This window comes from Curtobacterium pusillum (genome assembly GCF_007680845.1).
GTDB classification, from domain to species: Bacteria; Actinomycetota; Actinomycetes; order Actinomycetales; family Microbacteriaceae; genus Curtobacterium; species Curtobacterium pusillum_B.
Genome location: NZ_VEIY01000003.1, coordinates 87991 through 110048, shown reverse-complemented (window position 1 = coordinate 110048; position 22058 = coordinate 87991). Strand labels below are relative to the sequence as shown.

The 22058-nt window shown below is 71.4% G+C and carries 29 protein-coding genes; 17 read left to right on the top strand and 12 right to left on the bottom strand.

Features of this window, described 5'->3' with window-relative positions:
• Window positions 1–34 precede the first annotated feature (34 nt).
• From FS825_RS08195 to FS825_RS08170, 6 genes are all read left to right on the top strand, one after another.
• Window positions 35–385 carry an ArsR/SmtB family transcription factor gene (locus tag FS825_RS08195; protein WP_144712056.1) on the top strand — a complete coding sequence of 117 codons (351 nt, stop codon included), beginning with the start codon at window positions 35–37 and terminating at the stop codon, window positions 383–385.
• Between the two features lie 37 nt (window positions 386–422).
• Complete coding sequence (locus FS825_RS08190; protein WP_144712054.1) at window positions 423–893, top strand: hypothetical protein; 471 nt, start codon at window positions 423–425, stop codon at window positions 891–893.
• 463 nt (window positions 894–1356) lie between these two features.
• Window positions 1357–1683: a hypothetical protein gene (locus FS825_RS08185; protein ID WP_144712052.1), complete on the top strand. Its 327-nt coding sequence runs from the start codon at window positions 1357–1359 to the stop codon at window positions 1681–1683.
• A complete protein-coding gene (locus tag FS825_RS08180) occupies window positions 1664–3001 on the top strand; it encodes a ferredoxin reductase family protein (protein WP_222126909.1) in 1338 nt (445 codons plus the stop codon). The genes FS825_RS08185 and FS825_RS08180 overlap by 20 nt, the downstream gene beginning before the upstream one ends.
• A gap of 56 nt (window positions 3002–3057) precedes the next feature.
• Window positions 3058–3591 (top strand): DUF2127 domain-containing protein, encoded by a 534-nt coding sequence (locus FS825_RS08175; protein WP_144712050.1) that lies wholly within the window; start codon window positions 3058–3060, stop codon window positions 3589–3591.
• A 46-nt stretch (window positions 3592–3637) separates the two neighbouring features.
• Window positions 3638–4312 carry a DedA family protein gene (locus tag FS825_RS08170; protein ID WP_313960535.1) on the top strand — a complete coding sequence of 225 codons (675 nt, stop codon included), beginning with the start codon at window positions 3638–3640 and terminating at the stop codon, window positions 4310–4312.
• A gap of 35 nt (window positions 4313–4347) precedes the next feature.
• Here the strand turns inward: FS825_RS08170 and FS825_RS18595 are convergent, their stop codons facing one another.
• From FS825_RS18595 to FS825_RS08155, 4 genes are all read right to left on the bottom strand, one after another.
• Window positions 4348–4485, bottom strand: a complete 138-nt coding sequence (locus FS825_RS18595; protein ID WP_186377137.1) for a hypothetical protein — start codon at window positions 4483–4485, stop codon at window positions 4348–4350.
• Between the two features lie 96 nt (window positions 4486–4581).
• Window positions 4582–5610: a sensor histidine kinase gene (locus FS825_RS08165; protein WP_144712048.1), complete on the bottom strand. Its 1029-nt coding sequence runs from the start codon at window positions 5608–5610 to the stop codon at window positions 4582–4584.
• Complete coding sequence (locus tag FS825_RS08160) at window positions 5607–6269, bottom strand: response regulator transcription factor (protein ID WP_144712046.1); 663 nt, start codon at window positions 6267–6269, stop codon at window positions 5607–5609. The genes FS825_RS08165 and FS825_RS08160 overlap by 4 nt, the downstream gene beginning before the upstream one ends.
• Window positions 6270–6399: 130 nt before the next feature.
• The gene (locus FS825_RS08155) at window positions 6400–6861 is read right to left on the bottom strand and encodes a hypothetical protein (RefSeq protein WP_144712044.1); all 462 of its coding nucleotides are present in this window, start codon (window positions 6859–6861) and stop codon (window positions 6400–6402) included.
• A gap of 53 nt (window positions 6862–6914) precedes the next feature.
• Between FS825_RS08155 and FS825_RS08150 the strand changes: the two genes are divergently transcribed.
• Both FS825_RS08150 and FS825_RS08145 read left to right on the top strand, forming a co-directional pair.
• The gene (locus FS825_RS08150) at window positions 6915–7517 is read left to right on the top strand and encodes a class I SAM-dependent methyltransferase (protein WP_144712042.1); all 603 of its coding nucleotides are present in this window, start codon (window positions 6915–6917) and stop codon (window positions 7515–7517) included.
• 25 nt (window positions 7518–7542) lie between these two features.
• The gene (locus tag FS825_RS08145; RefSeq protein WP_144712040.1) at window positions 7543–7950 is read left to right on the top strand and encodes a hypothetical protein; all 408 of its coding nucleotides are present in this window, start codon (window positions 7543–7545) and stop codon (window positions 7948–7950) included.
• Here FS825_RS08145 and FS825_RS08140 read toward each other — a convergent pair.
• Window positions 7920–8330 carry a bleomycin resistance protein gene (locus FS825_RS08140; RefSeq protein WP_144712038.1) on the bottom strand — a complete coding sequence of 137 codons (411 nt, stop codon included), beginning with the start codon at window positions 8328–8330 and terminating at the stop codon, window positions 7920–7922. The two genes, FS825_RS08145 and FS825_RS08140, sit on opposite strands and share 31 nt — an antisense overlap.
• A gap of 290 nt (window positions 8331–8620) precedes the next feature.
• Between FS825_RS08140 and FS825_RS08135 the strand changes: the two genes are divergently transcribed.
• From FS825_RS08135 to FS825_RS08125, 3 genes are read left to right on the top strand one after another with little or no spacing between them, the layout of a single operon-like run.
• Window positions 8621–9256 (top strand): dihydrofolate reductase family protein, encoded by a 636-nt coding sequence (locus FS825_RS08135; RefSeq protein WP_144712037.1) that lies wholly within the window; start codon window positions 8621–8623, stop codon window positions 9254–9256.
• A 35-nt stretch (window positions 9257–9291) separates the two neighbouring features.
• On the top strand, window positions 9292–9666 hold the full coding sequence (locus FS825_RS08130) for a tRNA-dihydrouridine synthase (protein WP_144712035.1): 375 nt from the start codon (window positions 9292–9294) through the stop codon (window positions 9664–9666).
• Complete coding sequence (locus tag FS825_RS08125) at window positions 9666–10970, top strand: glutathionylspermidine synthase family protein (RefSeq protein ID WP_144712032.1); 1305 nt, start codon at window positions 9666–9668, stop codon at window positions 10968–10970. The genes FS825_RS08130 and FS825_RS08125 overlap by 1 nt, the downstream gene beginning before the upstream one ends.
• 11 nt (window positions 10971–10981) lie before the next feature.
• Here FS825_RS08125 and FS825_RS08120 read toward each other — a convergent pair whose 3' ends face one another.
• Complete coding sequence (locus FS825_RS08120) at window positions 10982–12013, bottom strand: alcohol dehydrogenase catalytic domain-containing protein (RefSeq protein ID WP_144712030.1); 1032 nt, start codon at window positions 12011–12013, stop codon at window positions 10982–10984.
• A gap of 134 nt (window positions 12014–12147) precedes the next feature.
• Between FS825_RS08120 and FS825_RS08115 the strand changes: the two genes are divergently transcribed.
• The 3 genes from FS825_RS08115 (at window position 12148) to FS825_RS08105 (ending at window position 14190) form a co-directional block, all read left to right on the top strand.
• The gene (locus FS825_RS08115) at window positions 12148–12843 is read left to right on the top strand and encodes a COG4705 family protein (RefSeq protein WP_144712028.1); all 696 of its coding nucleotides are present in this window, start codon (window positions 12148–12150) and stop codon (window positions 12841–12843) included.
• Entirely contained in the window at window positions 12840–13613 is a 774-nt protein-coding gene (locus FS825_RS08110; RefSeq protein WP_144712026.1) for a COG4705 family protein, read from the top strand. Before FS825_RS08115 ends, FS825_RS08110 begins: the two co-directional genes overlap by 4 nt.
• 136 nt (window positions 13614–13749) lie before the next feature.
• Entirely contained in the window at window positions 13750–14190 is a 441-nt protein-coding gene (locus FS825_RS08105; RefSeq protein ID WP_144712024.1) for a GNAT family N-acetyltransferase, read from the top strand.
• Window positions 14191–14338: 148 nt separating this feature from the next.
• Here the strand turns inward: FS825_RS08105 and FS825_RS08100 are convergent, their stop codons facing one another.
• Window positions 14339–15019, bottom strand: a complete 681-nt coding sequence (locus FS825_RS08100) for an SDR family NAD(P)-dependent oxidoreductase (protein ID WP_144712022.1) — start codon at window positions 15017–15019, stop codon at window positions 14339–14341.
• Between the two features lie 102 nt (window positions 15020–15121).
• Between FS825_RS08100 and FS825_RS08095 the strand changes: the two genes are divergently transcribed.
• Window positions 15122–15958: a helix-turn-helix domain-containing protein gene (locus FS825_RS08095; protein WP_144712020.1), complete on the top strand. Its 837-nt coding sequence runs from the start codon at window positions 15122–15124 to the stop codon at window positions 15956–15958.
• On the opposite strand, the gene FS825_RS08090 is transcribed toward FS825_RS08095, so the two are convergent.
• Complete coding sequence (locus FS825_RS08090; RefSeq protein ID WP_144712018.1) at window positions 15942–16625, bottom strand: alpha/beta hydrolase; 684 nt, start codon at window positions 16623–16625, stop codon at window positions 15942–15944. The genes FS825_RS08095 and FS825_RS08090 overlap by 17 nt on opposite strands.
• A 25-nt stretch (window positions 16626–16650) precedes the next feature.
• Window positions 16651–17871, bottom strand: a complete 1221-nt coding sequence (locus FS825_RS08085) for a beta-ketoacyl-[acyl-carrier-protein] synthase family protein (RefSeq protein ID WP_144712017.1) — start codon at window positions 17869–17871, stop codon at window positions 16651–16653.
• A gap of 56 nt (window positions 17872–17927) precedes the next feature.
• Between FS825_RS08085 and FS825_RS08080 the strand changes: the two genes are divergently transcribed.
• Window positions 17928–18515, top strand: a complete 588-nt coding sequence (locus tag FS825_RS08080; protein ID WP_144712015.1) for a TetR/AcrR family transcriptional regulator — start codon at window positions 17928–17930, stop codon at window positions 18513–18515.
• 70 nt (window positions 18516–18585) lie between these two features.
• On the opposite strand, the gene dhaM is transcribed toward FS825_RS08080, so the two are convergent.
• Genes dhaM through dhaK form a run of 3 tightly spaced genes read right to left on the bottom strand, consistent with a single transcriptional unit; the run spans window position 18586 to window position 20988 of the window.
• Window positions 18586–19308 (bottom strand): dihydroxyacetone kinase phosphoryl donor subunit DhaM, encoded by a 723-nt coding sequence (gene dhaM / locus FS825_RS08075; protein ID WP_144712013.1) that lies wholly within the window; start codon window positions 19306–19308, stop codon window positions 18586–18588.
• A complete protein-coding gene (dhaL, locus tag FS825_RS08070; RefSeq protein WP_144712011.1) occupies window positions 19305–19931 on the bottom strand; it encodes a dihydroxyacetone kinase subunit DhaL in 627 nt (208 codons plus the stop codon). Before dhaL ends, dhaM begins: the two co-directional genes overlap by 4 nt.
• A 55-nt stretch (window positions 19932–19986) precedes the next feature.
• Complete coding sequence (gene dhaK, locus FS825_RS08065; RefSeq protein ID WP_144712009.1) at window positions 19987–20988, bottom strand: dihydroxyacetone kinase subunit DhaK; 1002 nt, start codon at window positions 20986–20988, stop codon at window positions 19987–19989.
• 315 nt (window positions 20989–21303) lie between these two features.
• Between dhaK and FS825_RS08060 the strand changes: the two genes are divergently transcribed.
• Window positions 21304–22026, top strand: a complete 723-nt coding sequence (locus tag FS825_RS08060; RefSeq protein ID WP_144712008.1) for an MIP/aquaporin family protein — start codon at window positions 21304–21306, stop codon at window positions 22024–22026.
• The last annotated feature ends 32 nt before the right edge of the window (window positions 22027–22058 follow it).

Below are 22058 nucleotides of genomic sequence, written 5' to 3'. Positions count from 1 at the left end.
CGACGGCTGTCAATGCATGTGGCAGGATCAGTGCATGTCGACGATCGAGATGCTCCCGATCAGGGATCTGCAGGCGTGCTGCTCGCCGGTGACCGGTGAGGTCATCAGCGCTGCCAATGCGGAGAGCCTCGCCAAGACGCTGAAGGCCCTGGCGGATCCCGCTCGGCTGCGCTTGCTGTCGATGGTCGCCGCCCACGCGGACGCCGAGGCGTGCGTGTGCGACCTCACCGAACCGCTCGGCCTGTCGCAGGGCACGGTGTCGCACCACCTCAAGGTGCTCGTCGACGCCGGCTTCCTGACGAGGTCGAAGCGTGGGACGTGGGCGTACTACGCGATCGCGGACGGCTCGCTCGATGCCGTCGCCGGGCTCATCGGGAAGCCGTGACCTCGGGGTGGCTTCTCGTGATGCAGCGAAGTCGCTGGTGATCGCTCTGACGCGGTCGCTGTTCGATGCGGATGCGGTCCTGCCGCAGCTTCCGCGGTTGGCAGCGGACCTCGTCAACGATGACACTGCGACTGGGGCCCTCGTTGCACTTGCTGGACTCAGCGTTCGAGCGCCCGAGTGGGAGCTCCGCGCCGCGGCGGACGATCTGCGGCGAGAACTCCAGATCCCGGGCATCGACGACGCTGCTGACAGGGAGGAGTTCGTGACCTACGTCGCCCGGAGCCTGATCGTCGATCCGGTCAACGTCCGCGAGTACAGCGCAGTGCTCCGAGCCTTTGCCCGCAGGTACTACAACGACCCGATGTCGAATCGCATCGGAGTCCTCGTGGGACTGGCCTCGTCATGGGACGAGCCGTCGACCGATGAACTGCCAGATCTGCTGCGTGAGGCGGCGCATGAGTTCCTCGCTTCGCAAGAGTCCTTGAGTAGGTCGGACCGGTCCCGCTGAGTCCCAGAGTGATGACCGATAATGCATATTATGTCAACTCGAAGCCTCGGAGCCCCGGCAAGGTGCGCTCCCTCGCTCCGCCCGGCCCGGCAGCACCTCACGCGAAGACGTCACGGCATCGTTGCTGCCCCGTGAGCAGGACGATTTCCAACTCGTCGCAGCGGACCTCAGCACAGTCGCCATCGCCGCGCTGCCGTTCCTCGCCGAAGCCACTGTGGCGATCCGAGCAACGCGCCTCCCTACCACCCCCAGCTCGACCGGCCCAGCGGAGCCCGCTCCCCCGCCGCCGCTCGGTATCAACACACGAAGAACTCGGCCAGGACCGCCTGGGAGCCGTCCCGGCTGAGTCGATTCTGAGCGCCGCGGACTTGGCATGGGAGCACACGAACGAAGACGCGGACGGCGCCACCGAGGCGCCGGTCCCGACCGTGGTCTCGTCAGACCCTCCCGAAGGAACGCCTCCATGCAGGCCACCAGTACGCAGTCCATCCCGGCGCCACCCGTGGCGGTGCCGCCGCTCGACGTCCGCCGCACGATGTCACGCCGTGCCTGGTCGACGACCACGCGGGTCGTCACCGGGACGGTGTTCGCATCAGCACTCATCGCAGGCGTCGTCGTCGGCGTGACCGCCCCGGCCACGTCGCCCGTCCAGCCAGCAGCTCCGGCCGATCCGCAGGTGCAAGCCGATCCCGCGCCGTCGGACGACGGGGCTGGCACCGGAGTCGACACCGGTCCGGCGGACCGTTTCGACCGCACCGCAGACGGACGGGGTGGTCGCGGTGGTCGGTGAGGCGCGGCCGCTACCACACGCAGCGGTCACAGCCGGGACCGCGCTCGTCCTCGCCGCCTCGGGCGCCGTCGCCGTCAGCGCACTCGCCGTCGTCGACGCGCCGCGACCGTTGATGGTGAACGCGGCGCTGCTCGCGCACCTCGCGGGCCTCCTCGCTGGATGGGCCGTGACGGTCATGCTCGTCCTCATGGCGCGCATCCCTGCGCTCGAGAGCGGTGTCGGAGCCGACCGCATGGCCAGATGGCACGGGAAGCTCGGCCCGCTCGTCCTCGTGCTCGTGCTCGTGCACGGGGTCGCCGCCACGCTCGCGTGGGCGCAGGCGCAAGCGCTCGGTCTGCCGGCAGCGACGTCACAGGTCCTCGACATGCCTGGTCTGGTCGCGGCGACCGCATCGACGGCGTTGTTCGTCGCCATCGGGATCACGTCCGCTCGTGCTGCTCGCCGTCGCATGCGCTACGAGACGTGGCACGCGATCCACCTCACCACCTACCTCGCGATCGCACTCTCCTTCGTCCATGAACTCGCCGGACCCGACCTCGCCGGACGTCCCGTGGTCCAGGTCCTCTGGAGCCTGGTCTACGCGTTCGCGTTCGCGGCGCTCATCCGGTTCCGGGTGATCAGCCCGCTGCTGCAGGCGGCCCGCCACCGCCTCCGCGTCGAGCGGCTCGTCCGGGAAGGCCCCGACACGGTCAGTGTCGTGGTCCGCGGCGCACACCTGGAGGAGCTCGAGGCGGAGCCCGGCCAGTTCTTCCGCTGGCGGTTCCTGACTCCCGCGACCTGGACGGCCGCACACCCGTTCTCGTTGTCCGCGCCGGTCCGGGACGGTCGGCTCCGACTGACCGTCCGTGCGGTCGGCGACGGCACTCGTCTCGTCCAGCAGCTCCGTCCCGGCGTCTCGGTCATCGCCGAGGGGCCGTACGGTGCGATGACCGAGCGGCGGCGGACCCGCACGGGCGTCCTGCTCATCGCCGGCGGTGTCGGCATCACGCCGATGCGGACGTTGTTCGAGAGCCTGCGGTTCACCGGCGGCCCGCTCACCCTGATCTACCGCGTACCGCACGAGGACCACCTCCTGTTCCGTCGGGAGCTCGAGGAGATCGCGGCCTGGCGACCGGCGCACCTCGTGTACTTGGTCGGCGCCTCGAGTGATCCGGTCAACGCCATGACGGCCGCGAACCTCCGGCGGATCGTGCCGGACGTGGCGGTGCGGGACGTCTACATGTGCGCGGGACCGGCCCTGTCCCGCGCCGCGCGGGAAGCACTGCTCGACGCTGGCGTTCCGCGACGGCGCATCCACCAGGAAGAGTTCGCGTTCTGATCCGCGCAGCACACACCTCAGCCGATTCTGTGAGTCGACGCCCGAAGCTCGGGGTCATGGGCAGAGTGACGCGTCGGGACGGCCGGGTCGTCGACGCCGTGTTCGTCCTCGGCGTCCTCTTCAAGGCCGTCAGCGGTGTCGTCGAGCTGGCCGCCGGGGTCCCGCTGCTGCTGTTCGGACCGCACGCGCTCGTGGTGCTCACCGATCGTCTCGTCGACTGGCTCCTCACGGTCGACCCGGACAACGCGCTCGCGCCCGCGCTGTCGAACGGCGTCGCCGACCTCGGTTCCACCGGGACCGTCCTCGCCGCGGCGTACCTGCTCTTCCACGGGTCCGTGAAGGTCGCGATCGTCCTCGCACTCCTGCGCGGCAGTCGCCGCGGGTTCCTCGCGTCGATCGGTGCGCTCGCGGTCTTCCTCGTGCTGCAGCTCGTCGAGCTCGTGCTCGCTCCCGGTGTCGGTGTGGCGTTGCTCGCGGTGGTCGACGCCGCCCTGCTCGCACTGACGTGGCGGGAGTACCGCAGGGGCCACACGCTGGCGGGTGCGTGGCGGGCCGTGGTCCGGAGCCGCGTTGATCCGTCGACACGGTGAGTCGATTCTTTGAGGATCCTGACCACGGCGAGGTCAGGATCTCCGGATGCACGTGATGCTCCCGGCCGCGATCTTCCTCTTCAACGCGACGTCCCTCCTCCACGCCTTCGGGCCGTGGGTCCTGCTCGGCATCGGCGTCGTCATCTTCATCGAGTCCGGGGTCCTGTTCCCGTTCCTGCCCGGCGACTCCCTCCTCGTGACCGCGGCGATCCTCTCGAGCACGCTGGGGGTCACCCCGTGGCAGATCATCGTCGTCGGTGTCGTCGCCGCTTTCCTCGGCGACCAGGTCGGTTTCTGGCTCGGTCGTGACTTCGGCCGCCGACTCTTCACTGACGACGCCCGCTTGCTCAAGACGTCGCGGCTCCGCGAAGCAGAGAGCTTCTTCGCCAGGTACGGCGCGCTGTCGCTGGTGCTCGGACGGTTCGTGCCCGTTGTCCGGACGTACGTCCCGCTCGCCGCTGGGACCGCCAAGGTCCACTGGCGACGCTTCACCGTGTGGAACGTGGTCGGCGGTGTGACCTGGGTCGTCGCGATGACACTCGTCGGCGTCCTGCTCGGCGGGATCCCGTTCGTCGCCCACAACATCGACGTCCTGTCGATCGTCATCGTCGTCGTCTCCGTGCTCCCGGTCCTGATCGGGGCACTCCGGAGTCGCCACGACCGCCGCCGGTCGGACGAGGACGCAGGTCGCACGCACCCGGTGACCACGGACAGACGATGATCGGGCCGTCGGAGTCGAGCGGTCCGTGCGCCTGATCACTCCGGCGGATAACCTGGATTGTCGTTCTCGGCGGTCAACGCGACGACGTCCGGGCTGATCGCGACGAAGACCGTTGCTCCCGCCGTCGTGGCGAGGAGCAGCCCGACGGCCGCTCCGATCATGATCCGGACCATGGGCGCTCCTCGTGTCGTTGCCACCACGGTCCGACTCGTCCTCCAAGAATCGGCGAAGACGTCGGTCGGATGCGGACGGCACCGTTCCGGGAGTGTTCAGTCGCGGGCGGTGCGGATCGTGACGGCGCGTGGAAGCGTCAGGACGAACTCCGTGCCCTCGGAGCCCGTCCTTGCGACCCGCACCGATCCGTGGTGACGGACAGCGAGCTCCCGCACGAGCGCCAAGCCGATGCCGTAGCTCGATCGCGGTGTGTCGGGGCCCGCGGCTGGTGCACCGTGGGCGAACCGATCGAAGACACGCTCGGGGTCGATGCCGGTGATCCCCCGGCCGTGGTCGCGGACGGCGATGTCCACGAGTCCTGCTCGCTCGACGACGGTGACCTCGACGGTCGATCCGCTCGGGGCGTGCCCGACCGCGTTGTCGACGAGCGCGAGGATGCACCGCCGGAACGGCGTTGCGGGTATCGCCACGACGGCTTCGGTCCGGTCGACGAGGATCCGGACATCGCGCTCGCTCGCGAGCACCTGGAGGTCCTGGGCGGTCCGGAGGATCTCCGCGTGCACCGAGGTGCCGCCGTTGCGGGAAGGATCCGCGTCGTCGTCGTGCATCGTCGCGGCCTGGAGCAGGTCGTCGACGATGGCCGCGAGGGCTCGGGTGTCGTCTCGGAGCTCGGCGACGACGGCTCCGTTCGGGTCCTCAGGGTCCATCCGCCGTTGGAGTTGCTGCACGCGGGTGCTCATCACGGTGAGCGGTGTCCGGAGCTCGTGGCTCGCGTCCGCCACGAACGTGCGCTGCATCCGGAGCGCTTCGCCGAGCGGCAGGACCGCTCGGCGTGCGATCACCCACGTGGCGACGCCGGCGAGCACGACGGCACCGCCACCGACGACCGCGAGGACCGCGATGAGTTCGTCACTGTCGACGAAGATGCGTGTCGCGTCGGACCGGTGCCGTTCGAGCTCCTCGCGCGGAGAGGACTGCCAGAGCACGTAGGCGAGGACGAGTCCGATGATGAGGACGACCAGCCCCGCGGACACGGCGGCGACCTGCCAGCCGATCCGGACGGCAGAGCGACGGACCGCCATCCGGTCGGGGTCGAGGCGGTCGTCGGGTCGATCCCGGATCACGGCGAACCGATCCGGTAGCCGACCCCGCGGATGGTCGTGATGAGTCCGCGGTCCGTCTTGCGTCGGATGTAGTGCACGTACGTGTCGACCGTGCCCTCCAGCTCGCTCTCTCCGAACACGCTCGACAGGATGTGCGCCCGCGAGAAGGCGGTGGTCGGTGCTTTCGCGAGCAGGGCGAGCAAGGCGTTCTCACGGTCCGTGAGCTGGATGCGCCCGGAGTACGGCGAGTACACCGTCTTGGTGTCCGGGTAGAAGGTCCACTCGCCGATCGGCAGCGGGTCGCCCTCGGAGCTGTAGTCGCGGGTGAGCGCTCGGAGTCGGGCCGAGAGCTCCTCGAACTCGAACGGCTTCACGAGGTAGTCGTTGGCACCCGCATCGAGCCCGGACACCCGGTCTTCGAGCGCGCCGAGAGCGGTGAGCATGAGTACCGGAGTGGCGTCTCGACGGCCCCGGAGTGCAGCGATGAACGCGGCCCCGTCCATCCCGGGGAGGCGCCGGTCGACCACCATCACCGCGAACCGCCGGCCGGCCGCTGCGTCCAGTGCCTGCTCGCCCGACGTCACGAGGACGACGTCCCAGTCGTCACCGAGCACCTCGGCGACGAGCGGCCCGAGACGTGGATCGTCCTCGACGAGCAGCAGTCGGTCCTGGTCCGTCACCGTTCCTCCTCGAGCGTCGCTGGCGGCGTCAACGCCAAGACTGGCACAGCAGTCCCTGTGGGCACCGGCGCTCCCGTCGCGACCACGATCGGCGAACCACGACGGCTGTCGCGGCCGTCAGGAGCTCCTGTCACTCCAATCCCGCGGCGTGCAGCACGTCGTCCGCGTCTCGCCGGGCGATCAAGCCCTCTCGTACCAGGTCCTCCGCAGTGCGTCGAGCCGTTCGGTGCGAAGCTGCTGTACGGCGATCGACCTCAGCCTCGGACAGATCCGGACCCAGATCGGGCGACGCGAGACGCCGCAGGTACCGCGACCAGTACCGACGGTCCCAGCCCGCAGGGTCAGCCGCGTACGCCGTACGCTCCTGCGACCACCACAGCCGGGCCGCTTGCATCGAATCACCCGGACCGCCGGTCCCTGCGACGAGCACGTCGTTGAGCAGATGAGCGCCCTGCAACGCGAGCGGGGATGTCCACGCCGTCATGGCCCGATCGATCCAGTCTGCGAGGGCCTCGTCCGAGACGGTCCCGGCACTCCGTGCCCTGAGCATCGCGTCCGTCTCCCCCACCATCGGGTCGAACTGCGTCGGCATGCTCGAAGCCTGCCATGCCGCACGCGACCACGCTCGTGTCCTAGGCTGCGCGCGTGCCATCAGATGTCGAAGGGTCGTACTCGAGGCGTGCTGCGGAGTACACCGCCGCGCTGGGGTCGATCGCAACGGTGCACCCGTCCGACCTGGCGCTCGTGACGTCACGGGCCTCGTCGGTCGTGGGGCCGCTCCTCGACGCCGGGTGTGGCCCGGGGCACTGGACGGCTCACCTCGCCTCGCAGTGCGCGGACGCCCGCGGGGTGGACCGGGTGCCCGCCTTCATCGAGCATGCTCGGGCCGAACACCCGACCGTGCCGTTCACGGTCGGTGACATCGACGCCCTGGCCGATCCGGACGAGGGGTACGGCGGGGTGCTGGCGTGGTACTCCCTCATTCACCACGAGCCGGACGCCGTCCGACGTGCTCTGGACGAGTTCGCTCGGGTCCTCCGACCGGGCGGGCAGCTCCTCGTCGGCTTCTTCCTCGGCGCCGCCGTCGACCCGTTCGACCACGCTGTCGTCACGGCCTACCGCTGGCCCGCCGAGGCGCTCGCGGGCGAGTTGGACGCCACCGGGTTCGCGATCGTCGAGACCCACACGAGGATCGGCGCCGCCGCTCGTCCGCGTCCGCACGGAGCCATAACGGCCGTCCTGCGCTGACGGAGTCACTCGGTATCGTGAGGGCGTGGGCCAGTTCGTCCGATTCCAGAGCGCCGTACCGAACAGACGCGGCCGCTTCCCCGGGATCTTCGCACTCGCCATCGGCCTCCGAGACGGCGGTCGGCTCTCCGATGCGGACGAGCGTTGGCTCGTCGCCGCGAACCGTCGGGCGCACCGCCTCTACGCCGACCCCTCCTCCGTCGAACCGGGTTGCTTCGACGAAGCCCTCCACCCCGGTGCGCGCTCGTGGTTCCGAGCGGAGGCGACAGATCTCCTCGAGATGGCCACCACGTACCTCCACCTGCTCGACCGTCACCAGGTCCCGTGGGTCGAGCTCCGAACGACCACGCCCGGACGGATCACTTACGAGGATGACGTGCAGATCGTCGCAGTGCCGCAGAGCTACCCCGCCGACTGGAACCTCACCAGGTAGCCGTCCGGGTCCTGCACGAGGAACTGCTGCACTCCGACGTCATCGCCACCGACCCGGTACCACTTCGTCTCCAGCGCCATGAAGAGTTCCACGCCGGCACGCTCGAGCACGGCGGCGAGAGCACCCGCGTCAGCCACCGAGATCTGGAAGTTCACCCCACGGCCCAGCGGGCGCTCGAGCGGACCGGTGACCCAGTTGCGACCGACTCCCGCTTGCTCGAGCATGAGGTGCGCCGTGCCGAGGACGATGTACGCGAAGCGCTCCTCGGCACGTTCGTAGCTGACGTCGAAGCCGCACAGACCGCACCAGAACCCGATGCTCCGATCGAGGTCGGCAACGAGGAGCTCGGGGACGAGCGCTGGTGCGAGGGCGTCGTTCACGGCACCAGCGTCGCACCCTACAGGCCGCAGCGGGCCTCCGGCGATCCAGTGACCCACCGACGGACTGGAGGCGCGGGTCGTCCCCGCCACGCGCCTCCAGGCCGTCAGTCCCCCCAGATCGAAGGCCGGACCAGCGTCGTCCGCCGCATCTCACTCCTTATCCAGAGGTGTCGTCGCGACCCGCGATCCTGACAGGACTGCTCGCAGCCGTGACGCCCGGGCGTGTCTCGGCCGTCCGCCCTACGATCGCGCCGTGAGCGCCGTCGGGCGCTCGGAGCAGGCGGTGTTCGATGCGGAAGCTCGTCCTGAAGATGTCGATGTCCCTCGACGGTCACGTCGCCGGCATGCGCGCGGAGTCCGACTGGATGTTCCGGGCCTCCACCCCCGACTCCGCTGCCTGGGTGCTCGACACCGTGGCGGGCGCCGGCGTCCACGTGTTCGGTCGGCGGACGTTCGAGTCGATCGCCGGGTACTGGGCGAACGCCTCGACGCCGATCGCCGCGGTCATGAACGCCATCCCGAAGGTCGTCGTCACCAGGAACCCCGGCTTCGACCCGAGCGCGATTGACCTCGGTGACTCCCCCGACGCGGCGGCGGTCACCTGGTCGGGCGCCCGCGTCGCGAGCGGCGACCTGGCGGAGGAGATCGTCCGGCTGCGGGCCGACGACGCCGGCGGTGCCAGCGACACGGGCGGTGCCAGCGACGACCACCCCGGCTACCTCCTCGCCCAGGGCGGTACGGACCTCTGCCGGAGCCTCGTGCGTGCCGGGCTCGTGGACGAGTACCGCCTCGTGGTGCTGCCCGTCGCGCTCGGCTCCGGCGCGGGCATCTTCGACGGGCTCGAGCACGAACTCGATCTCGAGCTGGTCAGTTCGACCGCCTTCGCCGGCGGCGCGAAGGCGGAGGTGTACCGACCGCGCAGCTGAGCGGCCAGCCACCGACCCCGGTACTGTTCGACGACGTGAGTGTTCGTCGTCGTCGTGCGTCCCGTGTCGTCTCGATCGGAGTGGCCGCCGCGCTGGCCGCATCCCTGACCGGGTGTGGTGAGGGCGCCGGCGTCAACAGCGACTACGCGAAGATCTGCCGCGACAACTCCACGCAGAAGCGCCTGCCGGACGACGACTGCAACAACCACGGCGGGCACGCCGGCTGGTACTATCTGCCGCTCAGCGGCAGCCGCGCGACCAAGGTCCCAGCGGTCGGGAAGTCGGTGTCCGGTGGGACCGACACGCTCCCCGCGGGCAAGAGCGCGAAGTCGGGCTTCTCGTCGAAGGGCAGCTCGGTGTCGAAGGGCGGCTTCGGCGGTTCCGGCGAGCACGGTGGGTTCGGCGGCTGATGGAGCGCGTGGAGTTCGCCCCGCGTCCGGACTGGCAGCGTCGGATCCAGCAGACCGGCCTCATCTACTCCCGGTCGCACCGGGACGACGGGTCCGAGGTCGAGTACTGGAACGACGGCGCCGCGTACGTGTTCACCCTGCCGGAGGTCGAGGCGCTGGAGCAGCAGACCGAGGAGCTGCACCGGATGTGCCTCGAGGCCGCCAGGTACATGGCGTCCGGCGCGCTCGGCACCCTCGGCCTCACCCCGGCCGGGTTCGACCTCGCCGCGTGGTCGCTCGAGCACGACGAGCCGGACGTGTACGCGCGGTTCGACCTCGCGTACGCCGGGGACGGCTCCCCCGCGAAGCTGCTCGAGTACAACGGCGACACCCCGACCGGACTCATCGAGGCGTCGGTGTCGCAGTGGCACTGGCTGCAGGACCGCCTGGCGACCGGCGAGCTCCCGGCCGAGACCGACCAGTGGAACGGCATCCACGAGGCGATGGTCCGGCGGTGGCGTGCCCTCCTGCACGAGTCGCTGCGCGCGGAGGACGGCGGCCGGCTGTTCGTCGCCCATTCCGACCTGGACACCGCGGGCGAGGACTGGAACACCGTCGCGTACATGCGGGACCTGGCGGCCGAAGCAGGCTGGGAGCACACCGGCATCGAGATGAAGGACATCGGCTGGCACGCTGCCGCACGGCAGTTCGTCGGCAACGAGGAGCCCGTCGGGTCGTCACGGAGCGTGTTCACGCTGCCGGGCGACGAGCCGGGGACGCAGTACCCGGTCATCCGGAACATCTTCAAGCTGTACCCGTGGGAGGACCTCGTCTCCGGCGAGGACCGCGCTCAGGGCGACCAGGAGTTCGGCGCGTTCCTCATCCGCGACCGGGGGCGCCTCGGGCACTGGTACGAGCCGGCGTGGAAGATGTTCCTGTCGAACAAGCTGCTGCTCGTCGCGCTGTGGCGGTTGTTCCCGGGGCACGAGAACCTCCTGCCGGCGTACGCCGACGGCCCACACGGGATGACGGACTTCGTCGTGAAGCCGGTCTTCGGGCGCGAGGGCGACGGCATCGCGGTGCACCGCGCCGACGGGTCCGTGACGACGAACGGCCGGGAGTACCGGCGCTCCGGCACCGGGCGGGAGCAGGTGTGGCAGCAGTACCACGAGCTGCCCGACTTCCCCGGGTCGAACGGGCACAACCACCCGGTCCTCGGGTCCTGGGTCATCGACGGCGAGTCGTACGGTGTCGGCATCCGGGAGTCGGACGGGCCCATCACCGACTACTGGTGCCGCTTCGCACCGAACCTCATCCGCGCCTGACGGCAGGGCGGTCAGACGACCGCGACCGTCATCCCCGCGCTCGTCGCGGGCCCGTCCATCGCCACGAGCGCATCCGGCAGCTCGTCGAACGTGATCGACCGCCCGATCGAGTCCGCCGGCCGCAGCCGTCCGGCGACGACGTCCTCGAGCATCGCCGCGTACTCCCCCACCGCGATGCCGTGGCTGCCGAGCAGCTCGAGCTCCTCGGCGATCACCCGGCCCATCGGGATCGCCGGTTGCGCCTCGTCGTCGAGGAGCAGCCCGACCTGCACGTGGCGTCCGCGCGGGCACAGGGACGCGACGGCGGCGACCGAGGTGGCACGGCTCCCGAACGCGTCGACCGACACGTGCGCTCCCCCGCCGGTGATGGTCCGGACGGCCGCAGCGGCATCGTCGCCCATCGTCACGGTGGCGGCGCCGAGAGCCGCTGCTCGGTCGAGCGCGCCGGCCGACACGTCGACGGCGACGACCCGGGCACCGGCGGCGACGGCGACGATGACCGTCGAGAGCCCGACCCCGCCGCAGCCGAACACCACGACCCACTCCCCCGCGGCGACCCGCGCTCGAGCGTGCAGGGCGTGGTACGCGGTCCCGAAGCGGCACCCGAGCCCGGCGGCCTCGGCGAACCCGACGGCGTCGGGCAGCGCGACGAGGTTGACGTCGGCGTGCGGGACGACGACCGACTCGGCGTACGACCCCGGCAGCGTGAAGCCGGGCTGCTCCTGCCGCGTGCACACCTGGGTGGCGCCGTCCAGGCACTCGGCGCAGGAGCCACACGCGAACACGAACGGCGCGGTCACCCGGTCCCCGACGGCGTGACGGGTGACCTCGGGGCCGACGGCGGTGACGACGCCGGCGAACTCGTGCCCGGGCACGTGCGGGAGTCGCACCGAGTCGTCGTGTCCCTTCCAGGCGTGCCAGTCGCTCCGGCAGACCCCGGTCGCGGCGACCCGCACAACGACACCGTCCGCGGGTGCCGCCGGGTCCGGGACCTCGACGATCGACGGCACGGACTCGAACTCGGCGTACTGCACTGCGCGCATCCCGTCATCCTGACAGACCCGCCCTGCCCCGGCCCGTGTCCCGATTCTTGGCGGAGTCTTGTGAACGGGTTCCTACCGTCGTGACGTCAGCGGTCCCGCACCGCGGTACCGCTCCGTCCGACGAGGAGAACACCGTGTCCCATCCGCCCGTAGCGCTCCGGCCTCGTCGCGTCCGATCGAACAAGGTCCCGGACCCGACTGCCTCGTTCTGGATCATCAAGGTCCTCGCCACCACCGTCGGTGAGACCGCAGCGGACCTCCACTCGTACCGGCCGACCCGGTACTGGATCACGGTGGTCCTCATCAGCATCGTCGGCACGTGCATCACCGACGACCTCACCGACGGGCTGGGCGTGCCGCTGATCCTCAGCACGACCGTGTTCGCCGCAGCGCTCGCCGCGGTGTTCGTGATCTGGTTCCGGACCGAGGGGACCCTGTCGATCCACAGCATCGACACGGTCCGCCGCGAAGCGTTCTACTGGCTGGCGATCCTCTTCACCTTCGCCCTCGGCACGGCGGCCGGTGACCTCATTGCGGAGCAGACCGGCCTCGGCTCCTTCCCCTCCCTGCTGCTCTTCGCCGGCGCGATCGCCGTCACCGCCGCGGTCTGGTCGATCGGCCGCCGTGGCGCGGTGCTCTGCTTCTGGATCGCCTACGTCCTCACCCGCCCGCTCGGTGCGTCCACCGGAGACCTGCTGTCCTCGCCGGTCCAGGACGGCGGACTCGGCATCGGGACCATCGCCACGAGCATCGTCTTCCTCGTCGTCATCACCGCGATCATCAGCTGGCTCTCCGTCCGGCTCCGCCGCGACGGATCCGCAGCCGCATGACCGCGAACCGCGTCCCCGACCCGACTCCGTCGTTCTGGGTGGTCAAGGTCCTCACCACCGGGATGGGCGAAACACTCTCGGACTTCCTCGTCACGCGGTTCGATCCCGCGCCCACGGTCCTGGTCACGGCAGCGCTCTTCGCCGGCGTGCTCGCGCTCCAGCTCGCCACGACGCGGTACGTGCCGTGGCTGTACTGGACCGCGGTCTCGATGGTCGGAGTGTTCGGGACGATGATCGCGGACGTCGCCCACGTCGCGTTCGGCGTGCCGTACCTGGTCTCCACGTCGGTGTTCCTGGTGGCGCTGACCGCGGTCTTCGTGGTGTGGCGGCGCGTCGAGGGCACGCTCGACGTGCACTCCGTCACCACCCGCCGGCGGCAGCACTTCTACTGGGCGGCCGTCGTGGTGACGTTCGCGCTCGGCACCGCCGCCGGGGACCTCCTGGCCACCACGTTCCGCCTCGGGTTCCTCGCCGCCGGGCTGGTCTTCGTCGCGGCGATGGCTCTCGTCGTGGTCGGCCGGCTGACCGGGCTGCTCGGACCGGTCGCCGCGTTCTGGACGGCGTACGTCCTCACCCGGCCGGTCGGCGCGTCGTTCGCGGACTGGGTGGCGGTCCCGCACGGACGTGGCGGCCTCGGTGTGGGCACCGGACTCGTCAGTGCGATCCTGGTGCTCCTGATCGCCGCAACGGTCGCGTGGTCGGCGCAGTACCGACGCGGGGGCCGGATCGTCGTGGCGCCGTCCCGTGACGCGGGTCGGACCGCGGACTGACGGACGCGGCAGCACAGGACCGTCGACGCGGCACGCTCCCACCCGCACCGTCCCGCCGGGCCCACGCCGCGCCTCCAGGCCGCCGCATCCGGATCGGCCGTTGCCCCGCGCGCCCACCCGCCGGTTCACTGGGCGCATGGACGGACTGCGCTTCTCCGACGACCCCGCCGACCTCGACGTCGACCGCGTGCACCGCTGGCTGAGCGAGGAGTCCTACTGGGCCCGCGGTCGCACGCGGGCAGCGCAGGAGGCGATCATCGCCGGCTCCCGCAACTTCGGCGTGTTCGACGAGGCGAGCGGTCAGCAGCTCGGGTACGCCCGCGTGATCACCGACGGCGTCACGTTCGGCTGGCTCGCGGACGTGTTCGTCGACCCTGCGGCGCGCGGCCGTGGCGTCGGCGTCGCGCTCGTCGGGGGCGTGACCGAGGTCGTCGAAGCGCTCGGGCTGAAGCGGTTCGCACTCTTCACCGCGGACGCGCACGGCCTGTACGAGCGGTTCGGGTTCCGCCCGCTGCCGGACGCGGAGGGCTGGATGATGCGGCCGGGCCCCGGCTTCGGCACCGACGTCCAGGACTGACGGGCGGATGGACGGGAGGCGCGGTGCCGGCCCGCCACGCCGGTCACGCGACCACGCGACGGACGGGAGGCGCGGTGCCGGTCCGCCACGCGCCTCCCGTCTGCTGCCGGTCACGTCAGGACGCGACGCGTCCCGACGCGCCCGGTCGTCAGTACGCGACGCGCCCGTCGCGGTCGTGGAACTCCCCCGTGGGCCCGTCGGCCCCGATGGTCGCGAGCGCCACGGTCGCGTCCGTCCCCTCGGTGACGGTCTGGTGCCCGCCGAACCCGTTGAACTCGGTCGCGGTGTACCCGGGGTCGCTCGCGTTCACCCGGAACGTCGGCAAGTTCTTCGCGTACTGCACGGTGAGTGCGATGAGCGCCGCCTTCGAGGCCGCGTACGGCACGGCGGGCACGGGGTACTCGTCCCGCCCGGGCGTGGTGAGCCAGCGCGGGAACCCGACGCCGGACGCGACGTTCACGATGACCGGGTTCGCCGACTCGCGGAGGAGCGGCAGCGCGGCCTGCGTCACCCGGACGACCCCGGTGACGTTGGTGTCGAGCACGGAGGCGATCGCGGCGGCGTCGAGGTCGTCCACGCCGAACGAGGTCCCGAGGATCCCGGCGTTGTTCACGAGCACGTCGAGTCCGGGCAGTTCGGCGACCGCGCGCTCGACCGAGGACTGGTCGGTGACGTCCAGCTGGACGACGTGCGCGCCGAGCGCACGGGCCTCGTCGCCGCGCGACGGGTCGCGCATGCCGGCGTAGACGGTGTGGCCGGCCTCGATGAGGCGTCGGGCGGTCTCGAGGCCGAGGCTGCGGTTGGCTCCGGTGATGAGTGTCGTTGTCATGCCCCCACCATCCGCCACCAAGGCCGGGTCCCCCAGGCACCGCTCGACAGTGGGACCGGCAGTACCAGGGAAGCCGGGAGGCGCGGGGCGAGGATGGTGCACATGAGTGAGTTCGCGAGTGTGCTGCGTTCCTGGCGCGACCGGGTGCGTCCCGAGGAGGTCGGCTTGCCGGCGGGGCCGGGTCGGCGGACGCCCGGTCTCCGTCGCGAGGAGCTCGCCGCGCTGGCCGGTGTCAGTGTCGACTACGTCGTGCGGCTCGAGCAGGGCCGCGCCACGAACCCGTCCGCGCAGCTCCTCAGCGCGCTCGCGACCGCGCTCCGCCTCACCGAGGAGGAACGCGACCACCTCTGCCGCGTCGCCTCCGTCGTGCCGCCGTCCCGCCTGGTGGTGCCCCGCCACGTCACCCCGGGCGTGCAACGGATCGTCGACCGCCTGGGTGACGTCCCGCTCGCGGTGTTCACCGCCGCGCACGACATCGTCCTCTGGAACGACCTCTGGGCGGCGATGACCGGGGACCCGTCGCGGTACTCCGGCATCGACCGGAACCTCGTCTGGCGGCACTTCATGCACGGGCACGACGAGGTCGAGTGGGACGCCGAGCACGAGGAGGAGTTCTCCAGCGACCTCGCCGCCGACCTCCGCGCCGCGGTCGGTCGCTACCCCGCCGACCGTGACCTCGCCGAGCTGGTCGCCCGGCTCCGCCGCGAGTCGCCCGAGTTCGAACGGCGCTGGAACACCGGCCGGGTCGCCGAGCACCGGGCGAGCCGCAAGCGGGTGCACTCCCCCGTCGGGACGATCGAGATCGACTGCGACGTGCTGAGCGTGCCCGGCGGGGATCTCCGGATCGTGGTGTACACGGCGGTGCCCGGCACGGAGGACGCGGCGAAGCTCGACCTGCTCCGGGTCACGGGCCTGCAGGACCTCACGCCGACGCGCTGACCGTCCCGTCCTCGATCCCTGCGAGCCACGCGCCGATCGCTCGCTCGTCATCGTCCGTGATCCCGTGCCCCGTGGGCAGCACCACGTGCGACACCCGGTGGCCGAGCCCGCGCAACCGGTCCGCGACGCGACGCCCGTCGTCCGGACGGCGTCGGGCGTCGTCCCGACCGTCGAGGACGAGCACCGGGATCGAGGGCGCGGGCGCGCTCGCCTCGGCCGGTCGGGCAGCGGTGGTCTCGTACGGGGGCTGCGTCCGGAGGAGGACCGCTGCCGAGAAGAGGTCCGGACGAGACTCGACGAGTGCGGCGGCCATCACCGCGCCGTTCGAGAACCCGACGAGGAGCATGCCGTCGCCCGGCGGCACGGACCCCTGCTCCTCCTCGATCAGCGCAGCGAGCGCGGCCGAGCGGACTCGGAGGCCGTCCTCGTCGAAGGTCCGGTCCTCCCGCCGGTCGACGTGCGCGAAGCCGGACGGCGTCGGCACGGTCCCCCGGGGCGCGACGACCGCCGCGTCCGGGATGAGCCGCTCCGCGAGCGGGACGAGGTCGGTCTCGTGTCCGTCGGACCCGTGCAGGAGCAACCACGTCCGCTGGCCCGGACCGGCGGCGCGGACCCGCGCCACCGTGGTGCCGTCGTGGGTCGTCGTCGTGTGGATGCTCCTGGACACGGACCCATCCTGCTCCGTCCGGCGGTCAGGCCCCGGTGAACACGAGCGACGCGTTCTGGCCGCCGAACCCGAACGAGTTGTTGAGCGCGCTCCGGATCGGTGCCGTCCGTGCCGTCCCGGACACCACGTCGAGGGCGACCGCCGGGTCCAGGTGCTCGAGGTTCAGGGTCGGCGGCACGACCCCGGTCTCGATCGTCCGCACGGCGAGGATCGACTCGACCGCTCCGGCAGCGCCGAACATGTGCCCGATCGCGCTCTTCGGCGCGGTGACGAGCGCGCCGGTGCCCACGGCGCGGGCGATCGCCGCGGCCTCGCCGACGTCACCGACGGGCGTGCCGGTCGCGTGCGCGTTGACGTGGTCGATGTCCGCTCCGGTCAGCCCGGCCATCCGGATAGCGGCCGCCATCGCTCGCTCCTGCTCGCTGCCGTCCGCGAGCGGCGCGGTGATGTGGAACGCGTCGGAGGTGATCCCCCAGCCGGCGAGCGTGCCGTGCGACCGCTGTGACCGCGCCGCGGCGTGTTCGGCGCGTTCGAGCACCACGAACCCGGCGCCCTCGCCGAGCACGAACCCGCGCCGGTCGACGTCGAACGGCCGCGAGAGCGTGGTCGGGTCGTCGTCGCCCGGCTTCGCGAGCGCCTGGGACTGCGCGAAGGACGCCATCGTCACCGGGGTCACCGCGGCCTCGGTCCCGCCGGCGATCACGACGTCCGCCTCACCGGTGGCGATGAGCCGGGCGGCCGTCGCGATCGCCTCGGCCCCGGAAGCGCACGCCGACACCGTCGTGTACGCACCGGCCCGCGCGCCGAACGCGATGCTGATCTGGGCGGCAGCGCCGTTGGCCATGAGCATCGGGACGGTGCGCGGTGACACCCGTCGTGCCCCGGAGGCGCCGAGGACGTCGTGCGCGTCGAGCAGGGTCTCCACTCCCCCGATGCCCGTCCCGACGACGACGGCGAGCCGGTCGCCCTCGACGGCGGGCGTCCCGGCGTCCGCCCAGGCCTCCTCCGCCGCGACGAGCGCGAGTTGCTGGCTCCGGTCGAGCCGGTTCGCCCGGACCCGGCCGAGCGCGCCGTCCGCGTCGAGGTCGGCGTCGGCCCCGACCATGGTCGGGACCTGGTCCCAGAACGAGCCGGACCGCTCGAGGACGTGCACGCCGGAGCGCCCGGCCACGAGGGCGTCCCAGAGCGCGTCGACGCCGTGGCCGAACGGGGAGACCGCGCCGTAGCCGGTGATGGAGATGTCCACGGAAGACTCCTTCTTGTACGTTGAACAAGTGGAGTTGTACCACGTACAATTCGGAGATGGCAACCACGACCGACGCTCCCGGCACCCCCCGGGGCGCAGCGACCCGGGCGAAGATCCTCGCTGCGACGGCCGGACTGCTCAGCAGCGGCGCGAGCGGACGCCGAGCGGTGACGGTCAGCGAGGTCGCCCGCGCGGCCGGGGTCTACCCGAACCAGATCACGCACCACTTCGGGTCGAAGGACCGGCTCGTGCTCGACGCCGCCTTCGCGCTGTTCCTCCGGGACACCACGCGGCTGCAGGCAGCGGGGCGCCGGGCGACCACGGCCGAGGCGTTCCGGCAGGTCCTCGCGCGCACCGCCCTCGCGATGCCGTCGACCCCGCTCGTGGTGCGGGCACTCGCGGCGGCCGGTGACGACGGGGCACAGCGGGACCGCGTCCGACTGCTGCTCGCGGTCCTGTTCCGTCAGTCGGAGCGCTACCTCGACCGGGTCGTCGCCGAGCACGGGTGGACGAGTCCGAGCGGCGTCGCCCGGGATGCCCGGACCTTCTGGAGCGCGGTCTTCGGCGCCACGCTCCTCGCGGACGCCGGGGTCACCGGTGGCCCGTCCGACCTCGATCTGGCCGGGACGGTCTCGATCGTCTGACCCCGGTGGCCGGCCCGGCCGGCCCGACCGAGACTCGGCGCGGCCCGACCGAGACACGGCGCAGGCGGGGCTACTCGCCGAAGCCGGACCGCACGAGCGCGACGAGCGCGGCCACGGCGTCGTCGGCGTCCGGCCCCGTCGCCTCGACCGTGACGGTCGCGCCCTTCGGCAGCGCCAGCGCCATGATCGCGAGCAGGCTCTTCGCGTCGACGCCGTTCACCCGCACCGAGGCCTCGTACTTCGCGGCGGTCTTCACGAACTCCGCCGCGGGGCGGGCGTGCAGCCCGCTCTCGTTGACCAGTTCGACGGTCTCGGACGCGACCGCGTCGTCGACCGGACCGGTGCCGTCGAGCTGCGCCGCGCCTCCAGGCTGACCACCCGACGGATCGGAGGCGCGACCCGCGTCGTCATCGGAGGCTGCGGCCGACGCGGCGGCGGCCAGGACCGCGTCCACGTCACCACCGGTCTGCGCGGCGACGGCCGCGGCGACCGCGCCCTCCACCAGCGGAGCCGGCGAGACGTGCACGCGAGCGCGTGCGTCGTCGTCGAGGAAGTCGAGCGCCGTGTCGGTCGTCAGGTAGGCCGAGCCGAGGTCGCAGAGGACCACGACGGCGTCCGCGTCGCCGAGCTCCTCGATCCCGGCGGTGATCGCCTCGAACGAGGTCCCGATGCCACCGTCGTCGGTGCCGCCGGCTGCCACCATCGGCACGTCCGAGGCCATCTGGCGGGCGAGCTCGACGGTGCCGGTCGCGATCGCCGCGCTGTGCGAGACGACGAGGATCCCGACGGTCACGCGGCGTCCACCGCGGCCCGGAGGATGTACACGGTCGACTGTGCGCCCGGATCGCGGTGCCCGACGGCCCGTTCCCCGAGGTAGCTCGCGCGGCCCTTGTGCGCGACGAGCGGGTCGGTCGACTCGGCACCCGTGACCGCGGCGTCGGCGGCGGCGGCGAGCACCTGCTCGGGGCTGTCCCCCGCGCCGGCGGCGGCCGCGGCGGCGTCGACCGCCGGCGACCACGCGTCGACCATCGTCTTGTCGCCGACGGCGGCCTTGCCGCGGGACACGATGCCGTCGCGAGCGGCGGTCAAGACCGCGACGAGGGTGTCGGCGTCGAGCTCGGTCGCGTCGCCGGCCGCCTGGGCCGCCTTGAGGTACGCCGTGCCGAAGAGCGGCCCGGCGGCGCCGCCGACCGTGGAGATGAGCTTCGTCGCGACCACCTTGAGCACGGCGCCGGGGGTGTCGAACGAGTCGGCGTCGACGGCCTCGAGCACGGCGCGGAAGCCGCGGTCGAGGTTCTCGCCGTGGTCACCGTCACCGATCTCCCGGTCGAGCGTGACGAGCTCTGCCCGGTGCTCGTCGATCGTCGCGGCGGTGCGTCGGACCCAGTCGATGGCCCATGCGGTGTCGAGCGCCAATTCGTGTTCCTTCCTGCGTCCGGCTCCGTGGCGGGCCGGGTCGTGGTGCGGCGGGTCAGCGGCCCCAGCGGAGTGCCGGGGTCTCCACCGGAGCGTCCCAGAGCGCGGTGAGTTCGTCGTCGAGCACCGTGACGGTGAGCGAGAACCCCTGCATCTCGAGGGACGTGACGTAGTCACCGACCAGGCTACGCGCGACCTCGAACCCGCGGTCGGTGAGCACCTCGGCGGCCCGTCGGTAGGCGATGTAGAGCTCGGACAGCGGGGTGCCGCCCATGCCGTTGACGAGGAGCAGGACCTTCGAGCCGGCCGGCGCGTCGAGGTCGGTGAGGATCGGTTCGAGCACCCGGTCGACGAGTTCGTCGGCCGGTGCCATCGGGATGCGCTCGCGTCCGGGTTCGCCGTGGATGCCGATGCCGAGCTCGACCTCGTCGTCGGCGAGCGTGAAGGACGGCTCCCCCGCGTGCGGGACGGTGCCGGAGGACAGGGCGAGCCCCATCGACCGGGTGACGTCGTTCACGTGCCGGGCGACCGCGGCGACCTGGTCGAGGTCGTCCCCGCGCTCGGCTGCGGCTCCGGCGCACTTCTCGACGACGACGGTGCCGGCGACCCCGCGGCGGCCGGCCGTGTAGAGGGAGTCCTGGACGGCCACGTCGTCGTTAACCACCACGGACTCGACCCGCACGTCGTCCATGCCCGCGAGCTCCGCGGCGGTCTCGAAGTTGAGCACGTCGCCGGTGTAGTTCTTCACGATGTGGAGCACACCGGCTCCCCCGTCGACCGCCTTCGTCGCGGCGACGATCGGATCAGGGGTGGGGCTCGTGAACACCGGACCGGGGACGGCCGCGTCGAGCATGCCGTACCCGACGAACCCGGCGTGCAGGGGCTCGTGGCCGCTGCCGCCGCCGCTGACGATGCCGACCTTGCCGGACACCGGGGCATCGGCGCGGTGGAGGTGGATCGGGTCCTCGACGAGGACCACGTGACCGGCGTGGGCGCGTGCGAACCCGCGGACGGTCTCGGTGACCACAGCCTGCGGATCGTTGATGAGCTTCTTCATGCTGACCTCCACGAGAGTGCGGGCGATCGAGAGGCAGCACACCGCCGTCGTCGACCGGAGTGGCCCCAATGTACAACGCGAGCGCGCTCAGTCGTTCGTTGACATTGCACGTTCGTGCATGGGGGTGCGGTCGTGCGCATCCCTCCGGAGACCTCGGCGCACACTCCTCCTGCACGTTCGTGCACTTTGTCGCACTTCCCTCACGAAGTCATCGCCCACCGCGAGTCCCCGTCACTATGCTCGGCCTCAATCACTCAACGGGGAGTGCGGCGCAGCTTCACCGGACCCCCACCCTCACGCACTGGAGGTCCACCGATGGACGGCATCGGCGTCAATTTCCTGTCTGAGCTCGTCGGTACGGCGATGCTCATCATCCTCGGTGGCGGCGTCGTCGCCGCCGTCTCGCTGACGAAGTCGAAGGGCTTCGGCGCCGGCTTCCTCATGGTCACGATCGGCTGGGGCTTCGCGGTCTTCGCCGGTGTCACCGTGTCCTACAAGTCGGGCGGCCAGCTCAACCCGGCCGTGAGCCTCGCGCAGGCGATCCTCGGCAACATCACCGTCGGCGAGATGTTCCTCTACTGGCTCGCGCAGCTGATCGGCGCGATCATCGGTGCGGTCATCGTCTGGCTCGCCTACAAGCAGCACTTCGACGAGGAGCCCGACGCGGCCGCGAAGCTCGGCGTGTTCTCCACCGGCCCGGCGATCCGCTCCTACGGCTGGAACCTCGTCACCGAGATCATCGGCACCTTCGTCCTCGTCTTCGTCGTGATCGCGTTCACGAACGGCAAGACCCCCGCCGAGCTCGGCGCGGTCCCCGTCGCCTTCCTCGTGATCGCGATCGGTGTCTCGCTCGGTGGTCCGACCGGGTACGCCATCAACCCGGCTCGTGACCTCGGTCCGCGCATCGCGCACGCTCTCCTCCCGATCCGCGGCAAGGGCTCGAGCGACTGGGCCTACGCCTGGGTCCCCGTCGTTGGACCGCTCGTCGGCGGTGCACTCGCAGCCGGGCTGTCCTACGCCCTGCTCCCCCTCGCCTGATCCATCTCTCCACAACACCCACCCGAGCAACA

Bases quoted from the DNA above. Each gene is read 5' to 3' on its own strand.
- FS825_RS08060 (WP_144712008.1), top strand. From the start codon at position 21,304: ATGGACGGCATCGGCGTCAATTTCCTGTCTGAGCTCGTCGGTACGGCG.
- FS825_RS08185 (WP_144712052.1), top strand. From the start codon at position 1,357: ATGCAGGCCACCAGTACGCAGTCCATCCCGGCGCCACCCGTGGCGGTG.
- FS825_RS08195 (WP_144712056.1), top strand. From the start codon at position 35: ATGTCGACGATCGAGATGCTCCCGATCAGGGATCTGCAGGCGTGCTGC.
- FS825_RS08155 (WP_144712044.1), bottom strand. From the start codon at position 6,861: ATGCCGACGCAGTTCGACCCGATGGTGGGGGAGACGGACGCGATGCTC.
- FS825_RS08125 (WP_144712032.1), top strand. From the start codon at position 9,666: ATGGAGCGCGTGGAGTTCGCCCCGCGTCCGGACTGGCAGCGTCGGATC.
- FS825_RS08105 (WP_144712024.1), top strand. From the start codon at position 13,750: ATGGACGGACTGCGCTTCTCCGACGACCCCGCCGACCTCGACGTCGAC.
- FS825_RS08100 (WP_144712022.1), bottom strand. From the start codon at position 15,019: ATGACAACGACACTCATCACCGGAGCCAACCGCAGCCTCGGCCTCGAG.
- FS825_RS08175 (WP_144712050.1), top strand. From the start codon at position 3,058: ATGGGCAGAGTGACGCGTCGGGACGGCCGGGTCGTCGACGCCGTGTTC.
- FS825_RS08170 (WP_313960535.1), top strand. From the start codon at position 3,638: ATGCACGTGATGCTCCCGGCCGCGATCTTCCTCTTCAACGCGACGTCC.
- FS825_RS08135 (WP_144712037.1), top strand. From the start codon at position 8,621: ATGCGGAAGCTCGTCCTGAAGATGTCGATGTCCCTCGACGGTCACGTC.
- FS825_RS08110 (WP_144712026.1), top strand. From the start codon at position 12,840: ATGACCGCGAACCGCGTCCCCGACCCGACTCCGTCGTTCTGGGTGGTC.
- FS825_RS08080 (WP_144712015.1), top strand. From the start codon at position 17,928: ATGGCAACCACGACCGACGCTCCCGGCACCCCCCGGGGCGCAGCGACC.
- FS825_RS18595 (WP_186377137.1), bottom strand. From the start codon at position 4,485: ATGGTCCGGATCATGATCGGAGCGGCCGTCGGGCTGCTCCTCGCCACG.
- FS825_RS08095 (WP_144712020.1), top strand. From the start codon at position 15,122: ATGAGTGAGTTCGCGAGTGTGCTGCGTTCCTGGCGCGACCGGGTGCGT.
- FS825_RS08120 (WP_144712030.1), bottom strand. From the start codon at position 12,013: ATGCGCGCAGTGCAGTACGCCGAGTTCGAGTCCGTGCCGTCGATCGTC.
- dhaK (WP_144712009.1), bottom strand. From the start codon at position 20,988: ATGAAGAAGCTCATCAACGATCCGCAGGCTGTGGTCACCGAGACCGTC.